Source organism: Gemmata palustris, assembly GCF_017939745.1.
GTDB lineage: Bacteria > Planctomycetota > Planctomycetia > Gemmatales > Gemmataceae > Gemmata > Gemmata palustris.
The window spans coordinates 6,282,384-6,298,137 of record NZ_JAGKQQ010000001.1 but is presented as its reverse complement, the minus strand read 5'-3'; the positions used below and the strand labels follow the sequence as shown (position 1 = coordinate 6,298,137).

Annotated in this window: 13 protein-coding genes; 4 read left to right on the top strand and 9 right to left on the bottom strand. The window is 61.9% G+C overall.

From position 1 onward, the window contains the following. Positions 1–32: 32 nt before the first annotated feature. Positions 33–503 carry a hypothetical protein gene (locus tag J8F10_RS26165; protein ID WP_210659021.1) on the top strand — a complete coding sequence of 157 codons (471 nt, stop codon included), beginning with the start codon at positions 33–35 and terminating at the stop codon, positions 501–503. A gap of 116 nt (positions 504–619) precedes the next feature. Further along, positions 620–982, top strand: a complete 363-nt coding sequence (locus tag J8F10_RS26160) for a hypothetical protein (RefSeq protein WP_210659019.1) — start codon at positions 620–622, stop codon at positions 980–982. Positions 983–1,054: 72 nt separating this feature from the next. On the opposite strand, the gene J8F10_RS26155 is transcribed toward J8F10_RS26160, so the two are convergent. From J8F10_RS26155 to J8F10_RS26115, 9 genes are all read right to left on the bottom strand, one after another. Beyond that, positions 1,055–3,538, bottom strand: a complete 2,484-nt coding sequence (locus J8F10_RS26155; RefSeq protein ID WP_210659017.1) for a DNA gyrase subunit B — start codon at positions 3,536–3,538, stop codon at positions 1,055–1,057. Between the two features lie 37 nt (positions 3,539–3,575). Further along, a complete protein-coding gene (locus J8F10_RS26150) occupies positions 3,576–3,887 on the bottom strand; it encodes a DciA family protein (protein WP_210659015.1) in 312 nt (103 codons plus the stop codon). Between the two features lie 85 nt (positions 3,888–3,972). Next, entirely contained in the window at positions 3,973–5,100 is a 1,128-nt protein-coding gene (gene dnaN / locus J8F10_RS26145; protein ID WP_210659013.1) for a DNA polymerase III subunit beta, read from the bottom strand. 332 nt (positions 5,101–5,432) lie between these two features. Further along, positions 5,433–6,476 (bottom strand): DnaA/Hda family protein, encoded by a 1,044-nt coding sequence (locus tag J8F10_RS26140; protein WP_210659010.1) that lies wholly within the window; start codon positions 6,474–6,476, stop codon positions 5,433–5,435. Positions 6,477–6,738: 262 nt separating this feature from the next. After that, positions 6,739–8,322 (bottom strand): prenyltransferase/squalene oxidase repeat-containing protein, encoded by a 1,584-nt coding sequence (locus tag J8F10_RS26135; protein WP_210659008.1) that lies wholly within the window; start codon positions 8,320–8,322, stop codon positions 6,739–6,741. A gap of 195 nt (positions 8,323–8,517) precedes the next feature. After that, the gene (locus J8F10_RS26130) at positions 8,518–10,011 is read right to left on the bottom strand and encodes a hypothetical protein (protein WP_210659006.1); all 1,494 of its coding nucleotides are present in this window, start codon (positions 10,009–10,011) and stop codon (positions 8,518–8,520) included. Positions 10,012–10,203: 192 nt separating this feature from the next. Further along, on the bottom strand, positions 10,204–10,713 hold the full coding sequence (locus tag J8F10_RS26125) for an ExbD/TolR family protein (RefSeq protein ID WP_210659004.1): 510 nt from the start codon (positions 10,711–10,713) through the stop codon (positions 10,204–10,206). Between the two features lie 65 nt (positions 10,714–10,778). Next, positions 10,779–11,273, bottom strand: a complete 495-nt coding sequence (locus J8F10_RS26120) for an ExbD/TolR family protein (protein ID WP_210659002.1) — start codon at positions 11,271–11,273, stop codon at positions 10,779–10,781. Between the two features lie 105 nt (positions 11,274–11,378). Continuing rightward, a complete protein-coding gene (locus tag J8F10_RS26115) occupies positions 11,379–12,218 on the bottom strand; it encodes a MotA/TolQ/ExbB proton channel family protein (protein ID WP_210659000.1) in 840 nt (279 codons plus the stop codon). A gap of 356 nt (positions 12,219–12,574) precedes the next feature. Here J8F10_RS26115 and J8F10_RS26110 point away from each other — a divergent pair, with 356 nt between their 5' ends. Both J8F10_RS26110 and cysK read left to right on the top strand, forming a co-directional pair. Beyond that, on the top strand, positions 12,575–13,996 hold the full coding sequence (locus tag J8F10_RS26110) for a DUF1501 domain-containing protein (RefSeq protein ID WP_210658998.1): 1,422 nt from the start codon (positions 12,575–12,577) through the stop codon (positions 13,994–13,996). 745 nt (positions 13,997–14,741) lie between these two features. Next, positions 14,742–15,734: a cysteine synthase A gene (gene cysK, locus J8F10_RS26105; protein ID WP_210658996.1), complete on the top strand. Its 993-nt coding sequence runs from the start codon at positions 14,742–14,744 to the stop codon at positions 15,732–15,734. The last annotated feature ends 20 nt before the right edge of the window (positions 15,735–15,754 follow it).

The window sequence follows — 15,754 nt, the reverse complement described above, 5'->3', positions numbered from 1 at the left end:
TACCCGAGGTTGCGCCGAAAACGACCTTCGACGTGGACATACACAGCGCAACACGCACCGACGACTACGGAACCATCAGCAAGGAGTTCTACAACGACGACCGGTTTGCCCGAGCCCTGAGTGAGTACAACCAGAACCGACCAGTTCGAGCCGGCGCGTATGTCAACGTGCCGCCGATTCATGTGCTGAAGCGACAGTTCCCATCACTGACCGGCGGGAACACTGTGTTGCCCGCAGGCGGGTCGGGCACCAGCGCGCCAACTTCGGCATCATCGGCCGCACCGAAGTGGAGTACCGCTGACCCGCGCCCGACAACGACCGGACGCGCCACCTTCGTCGTTCCACGCGGCAACGGGATGACACTCCAGCAGGTCGCGCAGCAAACGATGGGCACAGCACAGCGGTGGCGAGACATCTACGACGAAAACCCCGCTATAAAACCGGACGAAGTGCTACCCACGGGAACCGAGGTGAAACTCCCGGCGGGTGTGCGCCTCCCGTGATCTCGCACCGCGTTTTCCCGCGTGCGAATGGTCCCGGCGCGGGATTCGCTGTATAGTGTCGCCAAACACGCTTTCGGGTCGTCTTTCGTTCCGGGAGCCCTGGCGGAGATCGCGGAATGAAGCGTCGCGTCGTGCTTGGTGCCATCGGCCTGCTGCTCTTCACCGCGACCGGGTGCGGCGGCCCGGATGCGCTGGTGAAAGAGTTTATCGTTCATCTCAACGGTTACGCCGAGACGCTCGAAAAGAAGGAATCACGAGACAAGCAAGCGGCGGCACTCGAGCGAGTTAAAAGCACGCTCGAGAAGATTGACAAATTAAAACTGAGTCAAGAAGAGCGGGACAAGTTGATCGCCAAAAACGACGGCGAACTCAAGAAAGCAAAAGAACGGGTCGAATCGGCGCAAAAGACTTACCTGATGGACGGCGGCGCTGCGACAGATTTCCCGGACCTCTTCGGTGGTTTCGTCAAACCCAAGTGATTCGCACAAATCGGTCACACACGCAAAACGGCCGGGGTTGATCCCCGGCCGCTCGTGTTTCTCGGTCCAACTTTACGCCCCGTAGTCGATGTCCTCGACACTTTTGAGCGTGTTATTGAAGATGAACGCTCGGCGGTCCTGCACTTCCTTGCCCATCAGCGTGCGGAACATCTCCTCGGCCTTGAACGCATCGTTCAGCGTCACCTTTAGCAGCGTGCGGTGCTGCGGATTCAGCGTCGTTTCCCAGAGTTCTTCGGGGTCCATTTCGCCCAGCCCTTTGAACCGCGTTACCGCCATCCCCTTCTCACCGAGTCGGCGGATTTCGGCAACCAGCTCGCGTAGGCTCACGAGGTTCTTCGTGTGCCCGTCGTGGTCGAGCGTGTACCGCACCGGCGGCTCGCGCCCGGCGATCCGCTGCAACGGGATCAAGTCGTTCGTGTCGAACCCGGTGTTCTTCATCTTCGCGAGCGCCCGGTTCAGCGCCTTCAGGTCGTGCCACTCGTCGAGCGTGTAGTCCTCACCGATCACCGGCTCGCGCTGCAACTGCTCCGTGAGCGCTGCCTTGAACGCGGCCACTTCCTCGATCGCACGGAACCAGTGGTCCTTGTTCTTCGCCCGCTCGTGAACTTGGTACGCGGGGAACGCGCCTTCCACGGCCCGCGGAAGAAGTTCATCGAGTGTGCGCCCGCGGCGCTCCAAACCGACTACAGCCGTTTCCGCTTCGGACAGCGCGGGGAGTAACTTCGTGAGATCGTCACCGGTCACGGTCCGCGCCGGCTGGTCCGGCTTGGTCACGTGCAGCGTCGTCCCCTTGAGCCCCCGGGTGGTCAGCTCGACGACCATCTCTTCGCGCGTCTGCACGAACCGCGTTTCTTTCTTTTGCGTGACTTTGAACAACGGCGGGCGGGCTACGAACACGTGTCCGGCTTCAATCAGCTTCCGCATTTGGCGGAAGAAGAACGTGAGCAACAGCGTGCGGATGTGCTGACCGTCCACGTCGGCGTCGGTGAGGATGATGATCTTCCCGTACCGCACCTTACTCACGTCTTCGACGTTCTCGATGTCTATACCGGTAGCCGCGATGAGTGCCGAGATTTCGTTGTTTTCCAGGAGCTTCTCGAGTTTCGCCTTCTCGACGTTCAGCACCTTACCCTTGAGCGGCAGAATGGCCTGGAACTGACGATTCCGGCCGCTTTCCGCACTGCCACCGGCGGAATCACCTTCCACGAGGAACAGTTCGCTCTTTTCGCGCTCGCGGCTCGTGCAGTCGTATAGCTTCCCGGGCAACCCGCTGCCCCCCAGGATCTTCTTGCGGTCAATAAGTGCATCGCGGTGCTTTTTCAGCGCGATCCGCAGTTCCGCGGTGAGTGCCACCTTCTTGCAGATCCGCGTCGCCTCCTTCGGGTTCTTCTCCAGGTATTCGGTGAGGAACTCGTAGACGACGCTCGAAACGATTCCTTCAACCTCCGGGTTGTTCAGCTTCACCTTGGTCTGCGACTCGAAGAGCGGATCAGGGTGCGCGATGCTGACAACCGATGTGAGCCCCGCACGGAAGTCATCGCCACGCACCTCAAGGTCCGGCTTAAAGTGGCCTTCCTTCTTGCCGTAAGCGTTGATTGCCTTCGTCAAACCAGAGCGGAAGCCACTGAGGTGTGTACCGCCAACGGGGTTATAAGCGTTATTGGTGTAACACCGGATGCGTTCGTCATCACCGTTCGTGTACTGGATCGCGACCTCGACCGCGACCTTCAGCCCCATCCCCTCGGTATCGGGCGTCGAGTGTTCGACTTCCTTCTTGACGTAGATCGCGGCGTGTTCCGCGGCTTCGCCCTGGTTCTCGTTCAGCCAAACGACGTACTCCGCGATGCCACCGTCGAACTGAAAGTGTGCGGTCTTACCGGCTTCGCGCTCGTCGGTGAGCGTGATGGCCAAACCCTTGCAGAGATACGCGATCTCGCGGAACCGGTCCTCGAGAGTGGCGTAATCGAACTCGAGATTCCCAAAAAACTCGGTCAGTGGGTCCGGGCGGAACGTAATTGTCGTTCCGCGTTGCCCGGCCGGAGCGGGACCGAGGTCTTGCAACTTACTGGTCGCGTACCCGCGCTCGAACTCCATCTTGTAAACGCGCCCGTCGCGCCGCACCTCGACCTCGCACCACTCGGAAAGGGCGTTCATCGCTTTCGCGCCCATGCCGTGAAGCCCGAGCGAAACGCGGTACGCCGCGTTGTCAAACTTGCCGCTGTTACCCGCGACCGTGAGGGCCTCTTCGAGCGCGGACTTCCCGGTGTCCTTCTTGATGCCAACGGGAATACCGCGCCCGTCGTCGGCAACCGTGATGGACCCGTCCGTGTGAATCGTAACGCGGATGTGCTTACAGTACCCCGCAAGGGCCTCGTCCACGGAGTTGTACACGATCTCGTAGACGAGGTGGTGCAGCCCGGACGACTGCGTGTTACCGACGTACATGCCCGGGTTCTGGCGAATGTGGGCCGCGTCCTTGAGGCTCTTCATGTGAGCCTCGGTGTATTCCCCGGCCGGTGGCGTCTCGGTGCTCATTAAATTAGTTTCCTTCCGGTTCAGCGATTCGACGTTGTTACCACGAAGCGGCGCGGAATTTCAGATCGGTGAGGGTGACCCCGGGCATCGAGAGCCGAAGTTTGGTGAGCAGCCCGCGCTTGTGGAACTGCGTCAGCTCCGACAACAGCACCGCGTTCCGCACGGCGACCTCCAGCACGCCGCGCCGCATCCCCAACACTTGTGTGTCCTTCAGCAATTCGCTGCCCGCGGCGGTGGCCCACGCCGATTCCAGCCGCATCCGGTCGTTCTTGCGCCCCCACCCACGGGACGTGAACAACTTGCCGAGAATGTCGGCGATGTTCTCCGGTCCGCGGTTGTCGGTACCCATACTGGCCCCTGACGAACGGCCGGTTCGAGCCGGCTAACGAGAACCGCGCAAACGAGCGCGGGAGTAATTGACACGCGACTTTGCTTCACCCGGTGAGCGGCATCACCAGGTACGAATACTGCTCACCGCAGGTAAACAGAGCGGGACGAAGCCCGGTCGACACTTCCAGCACCACTGTTGGCTCGCCGTCCAGTGCCCGCAGGAACTCGACCAAGTACGACGGATCGAACGCGATCTCCGTCTTCGGCCCGTCGTACTCCGGCAGTTCGAGCGTTACCTCGCTCGCACCCGTCTTTGCTCCGCGGGCTTTCATCGTCACCACGCCCGCGTCGAACGTCATGTCCACACGCATGCTCTCGTCGTCCGTCATGATGGCCGCTTGCCGCACGCGCGAGAGGAAGCTGTCAACGGGCAGCGGCACCTTCTGCGTCGCTTCCTTGCGCGTCTTCGCGATGATTTCGCGGTACGGGGGGAACTTCCCCTGCACGAGCGAGGTGTAAATCATTGCCCGCTCGGTTTGAAACAGAGCGTCGTTCGCGCGCAGGCTGATCCGAATGAGTTCCTGATCGCCGGCCAAGTTCCGTTCCAGAAGCGCCACAGCCTTGAGCGGAACAAGGTGAACCGACTTCACGCTATCGGCAACGCCGTACACGCTCGCCGGTCCGTGGCACACCGCGAGCCGCTTGGTGTCGGTCGCGACCAGGTGGGCGCCTTTATCTTCTGCCTCCCACAGCACACCGGTTAGTGAGAACCTTCCGCTGGTGTCCTTCTTGTCCGCTGAAAACGCGGTGCGGCGAATCATCGTGCGCAGCGTGCCAGCCGTGATCTCGTGGTAGTGTCCGCCGTCATCGAACGTCGGGATGTCGGGGAACTCGTTCACGTCGAGACTCGGCATCTCGAAGCGCCCGCCGGTGGTCTTCACGAGGATGGCTTCTTTACCCGCGTCTAACGAGATATCCGGATCGCTGCTCTCGCGGAGGATCTTCTCTAACTCCGTAATGGGCAGAATGCACGATCCCGCCCGGATCACGGTGATGCCGCGCAACTCGTAGCGGATGCCAACTTCCATGTCGTAGGCGACGAGCGTCAGTGCGTCGTCGTGTGCTACGGCTTTGATGTTGCTGAGCACCGGCTTGGTAGTTCTGGCCGCGACTGCCGCTTTGACGAGCTGGCACGCGGTGAGCAAACTGTCACGCTGACACGTTATCTTCATCGCGATCCTCCTTGCGTTTCGTGGGTGTATTGGGGTCTTGCATCGTGCGTTACCCAGTTACTTGTTATCCTTTATTTTAAACATCCAGTAGCAGTAGTAAGGCGAACGGCATTTTTGGCGCGCACTCCCCGTCACTGCTCTGAAGTTCTCGCTTTTCAAGCACTTCGTCGTTTTTGAAGCCTGTGGAAAACTTGGCGCGCGGCTGGCGCGCTCGTGTCGTCCTGTGCCGCGCCGATTTCGAGCCGCGTTCACTGTTCGGAATACCCACTGCCGCGCGCCAGTTGGAGGAACTCGCGCGCCAGTCGCGCGCCAAGTTTTCCACAGGCTTACGTTCACGCCAGCACCGAACGCAGGTCTCGGATGCGCTGGGCCAATTCCGTATCGTTCGTGACTTCCGCTCCCACCTTGCGGCAGGCATGTAACACGGTGGTGTGGTCGCGCCCGAAGGCCGCGCCGAGCCTGGGGAGCGACAGTCCGGTGAGTTCCCGTGCGAGGTACATCGCGACTTGCCGCGACTGCAATACTCCGCGGAGCCGACTCGGGCCGAGCAACTCCTTTTCACTCACACCGAAGGCCACGGCCACACGCTCCACGATCCTCGAAATGTCGTTCGGGGCGGATGTTGGTTGGCCGCTTTCGGTCAACGTTTGCTGTACGTCCGCGCGTGTGAGCGGTCCGGGAAACGCCGACGCGACTTGCGCCAAATTCTGCAGCAAGCCGAGGGTGGCGCGAACTCCACCTCCCGTGACTTGTTCGCTGAGCCAGTCGAGCGCGTCGTCGGTCAGGCGGATGCCTTTTACGGTCGCAACTTCGGCCAGAATCGCCCGGCGACTCGGAACCGCGAGTGGCTCGAGCTGAATGACGAGCCCGCTCGCGAGGCGCGAAGTTAATCGGTGCGGCAGATTAGCCAGTTGCGACGGCCCGGCGCTCGCAGTAACGACCGTGACGCGCCGGTGCGTCGTTCGTCGGTCGATCAGGTCGCACGCGGCGTCCGCTGTGCGCTCGGTCAGGTGCTGGATGTCTTCGAGAGCGAGCAAGTCACAAGCTGAAAGTTCGGTGTCTGCGAGGCTCTCGTCCGGCGCACGAGCCACGTCGCCTGCCGATACAACTCGGACCGTTACGCCATCAGGGGAAGCGGAAAGGCGCTGCACGAGTGACGCGCTGAGGCGCGACTTACCCGTTCCCGGCGGGCCGTGCAGTACCAGCGGGTTCGCTCCGGGGCGTTTGCCGGTGAGAACGCTCCGGCACACAGACCGCACCGCCCGAACCGCGACTCGGTTCTCTGGCAGCACCAGAAATCCGTTCCAGCGCGCGGCCCGCGTGCTCAAAAGTGCCTCGTCTTGTGTGGATCGCGCTTCCGAGAGAGCGGTGTTCATTCAGTCAGTATTTTACCGATTTTCGAGTGTTCGGTAAAGACCAATGACCGCGCGCTAAGATGTGAAATCGCAATACGTTGTGCGCTGCAAAACGGGCCGGTCTCGGGACTCGATGGAAGTGCTTTGGGGCGCGCCAGTTCCGTGCAATGGGAACGGGCGGAATACCAAAAAATACTCTCAATTTGTGTCCGTGGTACCGACGTTCGATCGGCCCCACGGACACAAACTCGCAAAGTATCCAGCCTGCACTATCACAACCGCGCTACTCGATGATCTGGATCGCTTGACCATCCGCGCCCCGCTTGTACAGCGGCAGATGTCGGTAGTACACTTCGAGCGTCAGCAGGCACATCGCGGTTGTACCCAGGCGCCCGCACTGGCTCCCGAACCAACCGGACTCGGGGTCCCAACTACCGGTGTTCAGCTCTTTCTTGCTCTGCTGACCGAGGAGCCAATCGCGCATCCCGCCCTTCCGGGTGCCGTCGGCTTGTTTCGGGCCTTCGTTCCACGTCTTCCACTCCTCACCCTCGAAGAAGTGAACGACTTGCGTGGCGTAGTAGTAGTAGTACATGTCCTTGATTTCTTTGCTCCCGATCGGGGGCGTCTTCATCAGCCCGCCGACGCCGTCGATCATGCCGGGGTGGACCGGTCCCCAATCCGAGACGTAGTAGCGGCACAAGAGGCCGACCGCGGTGAGGGCGGTGCCGGGCTTGGCGTCGGCGTTGTTGGCGTACCCGTACATGGACTTCCGCGTCCCCGCGGCAGCGAAATCCAGGAACTTGTTGGCCTTCTGGATCACGCGATCGTCGACCACGAGATCCTTGCTCAGTTTGGCGGCTTTGAGTGCCTGGACCTGCCAGCCGACGATCGAAGTATCGCCGGGGCCGGTGTTTCCGTATCCCCAGCTCCCGTTGGCGGCTTGTGTTTTTTGAATGTAGTTGATGGCGGCTTGCGCGAACGGCCTGAGTCCCGGGTCTTTCGTCATCCCGTAGGCTTCGCACAGCGGGAGGGTCGCGATGGCCTGCGCGTACACGTCGGTACTCATGCGCCCGGCGTTGGTACCGCTCACCGCGCACAGTCCCTTCAGAAAGTCCAGGCCCTTGGAAACGACTCGCTCGTAACCTTTGAAATCCTTGTCTTCTTTTTTCTTGTGGGTCACGCCGGCGGCGAGAAACGGGAGCAGGGCCATCCCGGTGGCGGCGGCCCGTTCCTCGGTGCGCCCCTGGTCGTACTTCCACCCACCGTCGGTCATTTGCTGTTTCACGAGCCACGCGAGGCCCGACGCGACGGCGCGCTCGGACGCGGCGTTCCCGCCGCCTTCCTTGATGAGTCGTGCCTTGGTCGCACCCGAGCGGCCGGAAACCATCTGCGACATTACGGCGTTGCCACCGCTGTTCCCGGTTAAATACGCGCCCGTATCGCCTGAAGTGCCGGCGGTGAACTCGGCTCCGATGCCGGCAGGGGTGATCGCGTTCGTGTTGTCCCGGTCCACGTTCGGCTGGCCGACATTGTCTTGCGTCACCGCGAGGTCGATCGTTTTTTGGTCGATCCGGTCGATTTCGGGCAGCGCGGCCTGAACGTTGGAATCGATCCCGAGGTCGTCGTTGCTGAGGTTTTTGTCTTCCTGTTCCTCAGCCGTTTCCGCGGTGGTGTTGACAACGGTTTCCGAATTCTTGGTCTCGGCCTGCCGATTTCCGAGAACGAGTATCGCGAGGAAGATCACGGCGACGTGAATCCCACCGCTCGCGACCCACGCCGGGACGTGCTTCTTAACGAGTCGTTCCTGGGAGCTCTCCTCGGACGCCCCCAGTCGGCGGATCACCGGTGCGTTGGGTTTCTCGCTCACGGTTATTTCCCCATTCTTTGAATATCAGGCGAAGTCAGTTAGATCGGGTGAAATCGGATCGTCTTGAAGGCCGGGCCGTTAGCGCCGGCACCGCACCACTAACATTTGCTAACATTTTGCCGGCCGCCCGCAGAACCGCGGATTCTCAAGCGATTTTGCCGTAGCGTGGCTAACAATCGCTAACATTCTGCCGTGCTACGCGGGCGGAGCGACGTTCGTGTCGAACGGATTGCGGTTTCGTACCGCGGCCATTTGCGACTTCGCTCGACGGTCCCCACCCCGGTACCACCACGCGAGCACCCCGGCGCTGAGAATCAAGAGCGCGATGGCCGCCATTATCCCCCGAACGAACGCGCCCCACGACCCGGCGGTCGGTGCGTTGGGGTCGGTTCGGATGACGGGTCCGCGCCCGATCAGGAGCGGGGCGTATTTCTCCAGGTTCTTACCGGGGTTCTTTTCGTCCGGCTCGGCCGACTCGTAGCGCATTCGCTTGAACGAGAACCCGGCAAATGTCACCCAGGCGTTTACCCGCCCGGTCGGTTCCATGTCGGGAAGCGGTTCGCTGAACACGACACAAATGGGGTTGCCGCGCGGTTCGCTGGCGGGGATCATCCACCCCTCGAACAGTTGCGTCACGCCGGCGGCTGAGAGCCAGTCGTTCACCTCGATCCGGCGCAGGGACAGCAACCGGCCCTCGAACTTCACGCACGCGAGCTTGTAGCCGAGCCGCGATTCTTTAAACAGGTCCGCGAACTTCAGGTCGGTGTTCGCGTTGGATTCGAGTTCCTCGGCCGAGAACCGCGAAGCGTGCAGGATCACCCGGTTGTAAGCCGCGACTTCGGGCCACGTCACCTCGGTCGGGCTGCTGCGGATCATCTTCGTGTCGTCTTTGATGAACTCATAGAGCCGCTTTTTGTCCAACGCGACCGGATTCCCAATTGGAACTGGCGGGCCGGCGAGTGGGGTCAGTCCTTTTCCGATTAGCAGGGGCACCGATACGACCGCGTTCCCCTGGTCGCCGGGCACGCTCATCGCCTTGAAGAAGTACCCGCTGGCGGTCACCCACCCTTCGACTTCGAGCCACTCTTCGGGATTCTTGTTTCGCACTGCGGAGAGCGATTCCGGCAGCTCAAGAAACACGATTGATACCGGCGTCGTTGGCGATTCGTCGATTGGAACGAATCGGGCCTCGAACAGTTCCGTAACTCCCTGTTGCTGGAGTTGTTGAGGGGCCACTAACCGCCGGACGGACGTTAACTTGCCGTCGAACCGGATCAGGTCGGTGCGATATGCCCCGCGCATCGACTTTGTGAGGTCGAGCGGGACCAGATCACGGATCGCGTACTCGTTAAGTTCGCGGACGCTCTGATTCTTCGCGTGGAGCACGAAGTTGATCCACGCATCGTACTCGCGCGGGTGCTTGTCTTGCCGGGCGACTGGCTTGAAGTCTTCGATCGCGGTGTAGATCGCTAACTCGTGCCCGCCCGGGATTTGCAGTCGTTCGAGCGTTTTGCGCCGCGGGGTGTCGGGCGGGAGCGGGTCGCGCGTGTCGACGGGATTCTCTTCACCCGCGTTCTTGGAACCCGGGGTCGGTTGTGCGGGCGCGGACCCACATACGAAGGCGCAGACGACCGCGAACGCGGCAAGTTGGCACTTCGGATGTGTAGTGCGAACGACCCAACCGGACATGAACGTCCCTCCGACACCATCTTCGATGACCGATTTCGCCCAAAAGTTCCAGTTTCCCGAGGGGTTTCTTCCTCGAATCCTCATCAATGGCGCCGTAGTTGTCGCGCAGTCATCAAGTCAAATCTCGAATTAGGACAAGGATTTAGGGCGATATGTGAGCGAATCGTTCGGGCCGCTCGGCGCGAAAACTGGTCAGTTCTTCTTGTTTTCGAGCAGTACGGGCGAGAGATCGGTGAAACCCGCGCGGAGGCCCACGTCCACGAGCTGAACGACGTAGTCCTGGAGCAGTTTGGGGTGCATTTCGAGCGTCAGTTTACCCACCTTCTTCTCTTGCTTGAGTTTTTCGGCGAGCTCGAACAGTTCCTTCTGGTACACCTTCACATCACCGGTCAGGTCTTTGCTTTTGGTCGCAGCGCTACCCTCTTCGTTGAGAGTGATTTTCTCGATCGTGCCGGTATCGGTCGCGACCACGCGGACGATGAAGTGGGTCGGCGCATCCGTCTTGAGGGGGTCGGGGACGCCCATCTGTCCGCCCCCGTCTTGTTTGGGGAGCGAGAGCATGATCTGGCCCTCGGTCGGGGCCGGTTTGAACGTCATGATGAAGAACGCCAGCAACTGGAACGACATGTCGAGCATGGGGGTGATGGGCAGGTCCGGCTCAACGAAGTCGGTTTCGGTTCGCTTGCGCTTGTGGATCAACATGGCGGCGCTCGTCCTTTGGGCGTGTTTCGCGGGTGGCGGTCGGGCGGGTCGTGGGCGCCCCGCGCTCAGCCCTCGGGATTGCTGTAAATGACGGCCCGCAGTTGAATGCGCGCGTAGCCGGCCGCGCGGCACGCGCGCATGATGGCGGAGGTCTTTTCAAACGGGCACGCTTTGTGAACCCGCAGGATGATGAGGGTGCGGAGCGGTTTGTCTTCGTTCCCCGGCCCGGCCGCCCGCTTGTCCTCTTCTGCCCGGCGCTTCAGGATGATTTCGAGTTCTTTGGGCTTATCGGTGGACGTTAATCTCCCGCCGAGCGAGTCGATTGGTGTGTCGCCGGGGGGGAAAATAACCGTCCCCTGTTCGTTCACATTGATGTAGTAGACGTAGTTCTCGTTCGATTCGATCGCCTTCGCCGAGATCGCCTCCGGGAGCTTGATCTCGACGTTGGTCTGGTCCATGACGAAGTTGGCGCAGAGCATGAAGAACATCACCAACTGCAGCACGAGGTCGAGCAGCGGGGTGAAGTTCGGTTCGTATTTGTCGCTACTGCCGTGGCTCATCGATTCGCCAGAGGGGTAAGAGTCAAAAGGCAGAGATCAGGCCGCGCACTCTTCGGCCCCGCAGGGGCCTCGGATGGTAGGTCAGGGGGGTTCGCCCCTGGCGGACTAGCGCCCCGCCGGCGGAATCGGGCCGGGCGCCACGGTCGGGGCCGGGCCGGGTGCGGGCGCCGGTGCGCCGGCGGCCTTCTTCGAGTTGTGGTACATCTGCGTGAGCAGGTCGTCGGCGATGTGGCCCACGTCCATTGTCACGCGGGTGATGCGGTTGCGGTAGAAGGCGTTGAAGAAGATCGCGGGGACCGAAACGGCGACCCCGAACAGCGTCACCACCAGGGCGTGCGAAATGCCGTCGGCCAGTTGGGACGGGTTGACGCCGCCTTTAGCTTTTGCGAGCACGGAGAACGATTCGATCATACCGTACACGGTGCCGACCAGCCCGAGCATCGGCCCGACGGTGGCGATGACCGCGTTGTAGTTGTTCTTCTGTTCTTTGTCGCTTTTGATGCTTTCCAGGGTGTTCATCGCGGCTTCGCGGGCGTCCTCCAGGCCGTACTGGAGGCGACTCATCCCCGCAGTCAGCACTTGCCCGAGGAACGACGAGTCGTTCCGGGCCATGTCGAACGCTTCCTTGAACTTCCGCTTGTTCACGGTGTCGGTGAACTCGTCCACGAACCCCGGCGGGATGGCCGAACTCATCCGCAGGTCGAGGAACAGGAGGACCACCAGCGCCATCATGGCAACGGAGATGGCGAGGAGGATCGGGCCGAACACGATGCCCAGCGACTTAATCATGAACCAGATCAGCTCGCCGCCGCTGAGTTTCTCGGCCGGGGCCGGGGCTTCCTGGGCCTGCGCAACGCTCGAGAACACCATCAACACAACGACCGCGAGAGCGGCGGTACACAGGAACCGGCCGGCGGAGTGGTACCGCGAAGACGAACGAATCATTCTGCGAATCCTGGAGGGTCGGGTGTTCGCTGAGGGGTTGCCATCTGAACAACACAACACTGAGCGCGACGTGTGTTCGTTGGACGCGATTCACCACGGAAGAGTTCCGCCGGAATCCGCCCGAGGCGTTGGAACTTACACGCAGACAGTGTGTTCGGGGCGAGCGTTCTGCTTATTAGGAAGGGAGACCGTCGCCGTCGTCAAGGAGTATAAGACAAAAATTGACCACGCGCAGTCATTTAGTAGCCAGGGCTCGGGCGACGTGGAGCCGGTGGTATTTAATTTGAGTTGCGGCTGCGCTTCAATTCCGGGATAGTCTAGCGATCCCTCCCGCCTGCTCGTCCGTGAGCGCTGCCATGTCCATACTTTCCCACCCGTACCTGACCCGTCGTGACGCGATCCAAGCCGGGGCCGTTGGGCTCCTGGGTTTCGGGCTCGGTGAACTCAACGCACTGCGCGCCGCAGATAAGCACGCAGCGAAGTCGGTGATTTATGTCTTCCTCTCGGGCGGGCTCGCGCAACACGAGAGCTTCGATCCGAAGCCGGATGCGCCCGACGCGATTCGCGGGGAGTTCGGGAGCATCGCGACGAAGACGCCCGGTCTGCGCGTCACGGAACACCTGCCGAAGCTCGCGGCGTGCAGTGACAAGTGGTGCGTGGTGCGGTCGCTGACGCACAAGTCGAACGACCACTCGCTTGCTCACCACGTCATGCTGACGGGGCGCAGCGACACGCCGGTGGGTTTCAACCCGAGTGCCCCGAAGCCGACCGATCACCCCAGCCTCGCGTCCATCGCGGGAGCGGTTACCAAAGCGCGGAACAATCTGCCGCCGGCGCTCGTGTTACCGGACAAGATCGTTCACAACAGCGGGCGCGTGCTCCCGGGGCAGTTCGCGGGGGTGATGGGCCGCGCCCGCGACCCGTGGTTCCTCGAAGCCAGCGCGTTCGAGCCGAAGGCTTACGGCGCGTACCCGGAGTACGAGTTCGACCACCAGCAGCGACCGTTCGATGCCAAGCGAAAGGCGTTCACGATCCCCGACTTGAGTTTGCCGCAGGGTGTGGACGGCGATCGCTTCGGTGGTCGGCTCAACGTACTCAAGCACCTCGACGCCCAGCGCAAGGCACTCGAAGAAAACGCCAATACGGGCGCGTTCGGGCGCTCGCGTGCGGACGCGGTGAGCCTGCTCACGGACGCGCGCGTTCGGGCCGCGTTCGATCTGAACCGGGCGCCCGCACGGGATCTGGAGCGGTACGGCAACAACGCTTTCGGCTGGTCGCTGCTCATGAGCGCTCGGCTGGTCGAAGCGGGTGTGAACCTCGTTCAAGTGAATTTGGGCAACAACGAGAGCTGGGACACGCACGGGAATGCGTTCCCGAACTTGAAGGACAAGCTGCTCCCGCCGACGGACAGGGCTCTTTCCGCGCTGCTCGGTGACTTGGACCAGCGCGGGTTGCTCGATTCCACACTGGTCGTGATGGCCGGTGAGTTCGGGCGCACGCCGCGCATCAGCACCCTTCCCCAACACTACAAGGGACCGGGCCGCGACCACTGGGGCGCGGTGCAATCGGTGTGGCTCGCGGGCGGTGGGGTGAAGGGCGGGCGCGTGGTCGGTTCGTCCGACAAGTCCGGGGCTTACCCGGCGACCGACCCGCAATCCCCGGAGAATTTCGCCGCGACGATCTATTCGGCGCTCGGCTTGCCGAAAACAGCCGCCTGGCACGACGCCGAGACCCGCCCGCACCACCTCTACCAAGCCGACCCGATGCCCGTGACGTAAAACGCAAGCGCATAGAGCGTATTGGAACATTCGGAAAGACGCCCACATGAAGTACGAAGTGCGTTGCGAGTGCGGGAAAGTCCACGAAGTGAGTGCGGCCGATGCGGGCGGATCACTCAAATGTGCTTGCGGGCGGACCGCGGACGTGCCGGCACTGCACCTGCTTCGGACTTCCGCCGGCGAAATGGGGGTGTCGCCGAGCGTACAGCTTCAAGCGATGCTGCTCCAGAACGAACTGCCCGGCACGAACGACTGTGCTTGCTGCCACCGACGGACCGAGCACCTCATCCGCGCTTCGGTCGTTTGCGAACGTGTGACCACAAAAGTCCAAACCTCTGGGATGACGGCCCTGACCGGTTGCCTCTTTTTTGGAGTGCTGGGTGGGCTGTGGCTTTACATGAGTGGGACAAGGGGAACACCGATCGAACGCGGGAGAGAAGTTTCTTTCGTGCTTCCGATTCGGGTCTGCGAAGTGTGCGAGCGCGATGTCACCGTACCCGGAGCGGTGCGACGGGCCTTGCGCACAACGCCTATTTACGTGGCCCTCTTCGAGCAGTACCCGAACGCACTTGTTCGGCGCGTCGGGTGATTCTTGGTTCAACGCGGCTCGTCGTTCTCAGCAGAGCGCTTTGCCGGTTGGCGAACCCGCACTTCAACTTGTCCCCCACGCGCTGGGTGCTTAGACTTCCAAATAGTGCAGAACCCGACTCCGAATACTTACGCTTCGCGCGGAGGAACCTCTCATATGGCCACCGATACCACCTTCCGCGGACACATTTACGACGACATCACGCAGACCTTCGGCAACACCCCGCTCATCCGGCTTCAGCGCATCGTGGGCGACGCGAAGGCCACCGTCATCGGGAAGCTGGAGAACTTCAACCCGCTGTGGTCGGTGAAGGACCGCATCGGGGTCGCGATGATCGACGCGGCGGAGAAGGCCGGGAAGATTAAACCGGAAACGCTCATCATCGAGCCCACGAGCGGTAACACCGGCATCGGGTTGGCATTCACCTGTGCCGCACGCGGGTACAAGCTCGCGGTCACGATGCCCGAAAGCATGTCACTCGAGCGTCAGCGCATCCTGAAGGCGCTCGGGGCGAAGCTCATCCTCACGCCGCGCGAGTTCGGCATGAAGGGCGCGGTGGCACGCGCGGTGGAGCTGTTCCAGGAAGCGGGCGGCGAACCGAAGGCGTTCATCCCGCAGCAGTTCAAGAACCCGGCGAACCCCGAGATCCACCGCAAGACGACCGCGGAGGAAATCTGGCGCGCGACCGGCGGAACGATCGACATCCTCGTGAGCGGCGTCGGCACGGGCGGCACGATCACCGGGTGCGGTGAAGTGCTGAAGGCGCGGAAGGCGTCGGTGAAGTGCATCGCGGTGGAGCCGACGCAGAGCCCGGTGCTCACGCAGCACATCGTTGAGGGCATCCCGAAGGACCAGGTGAAACCGCTCGGGCCGCACAAGATTCAGGGGATCGGCGCCGGGTTCATTCCCGACGTGCTGAACACTGCGATCATCGACGAAGTCGTTCAGGTGACGGACGACGAAGCGTTCGAGATGGGTCGCCGCTTGGCACGCGAAGAGGGGATGCTGTGCGGCATCTCGTGTGGCGCCGCCGCCGCCGCCGCGGTGAGGGTCGCCCACCGGCCCGAGAACGCCGGCAAGGTGATCGTGGTGATCCTGCCCGACCTGGGCGAACGCTACCTCAGCACCGCGCTGTACCCGCAGGAGTAACGAAGGGCACTGAGGCGCGA

Excerpts from the sequence above, each read along its gene's own strand:
- J8F10_RS26110 (WP_210658998.1), top strand. The coding sequence starts at position 12,575 with ATGTCCATACTTTCCCACCCGTACCTGACCCGTCGTGACGCGATCCAA.
- J8F10_RS26125 (WP_210659004.1), bottom strand. The coding sequence starts at position 10,713 with ATGTTGATCCACAAGCGCAAGCGAACCGAAACCGACTTCGTTGAGCCG.
- J8F10_RS26120 (WP_210659002.1), bottom strand. The coding sequence starts at position 11,273 with ATGAGCCACGGCAGTAGCGACAAATACGAACCGAACTTCACCCCGCTG.
- J8F10_RS26115 (WP_210659000.1), bottom strand. The coding sequence starts at position 12,218 with ATGATTCGTTCGTCTTCGCGGTACCACTCCGCCGGCCGGTTCCTGTGT.
- cysK (WP_210658996.1), top strand. The coding sequence starts at position 14,742 with ATGGCCACCGATACCACCTTCCGCGGACACATTTACGACGACATCACG.
- dnaN (WP_210659013.1), bottom strand. The coding sequence starts at position 5,100 with ATGAAGATAACGTGTCAGCGTGACAGTTTGCTCACCGCGTGCCAGCTC.
- J8F10_RS26130 (WP_210659006.1), bottom strand. The coding sequence starts at position 10,011 with ATGTCCGGTTGGGTCGTTCGCACTACACATCCGAAGTGCCAACTTGCC.
- J8F10_RS26160 (WP_210659019.1), top strand. The coding sequence starts at position 620 with ATGAAGCGTCGCGTCGTGCTTGGTGCCATCGGCCTGCTGCTCTTCACC.
- J8F10_RS26150 (WP_210659015.1), bottom strand. The coding sequence starts at position 3,887 with ATGGGTACCGACAACCGCGGACCGGAGAACATCGCCGACATTCTCGGC.
- J8F10_RS26155 (WP_210659017.1), bottom strand. The coding sequence starts at position 3,538 with ATGAGCACCGAGACGCCACCGGCCGGGGAATACACCGAGGCTCACATG.
- J8F10_RS26140 (WP_210659010.1), bottom strand. The coding sequence starts at position 6,476 with ATGAACACCGCTCTCTCGGAAGCGCGATCCACACAAGACGAGGCACTT.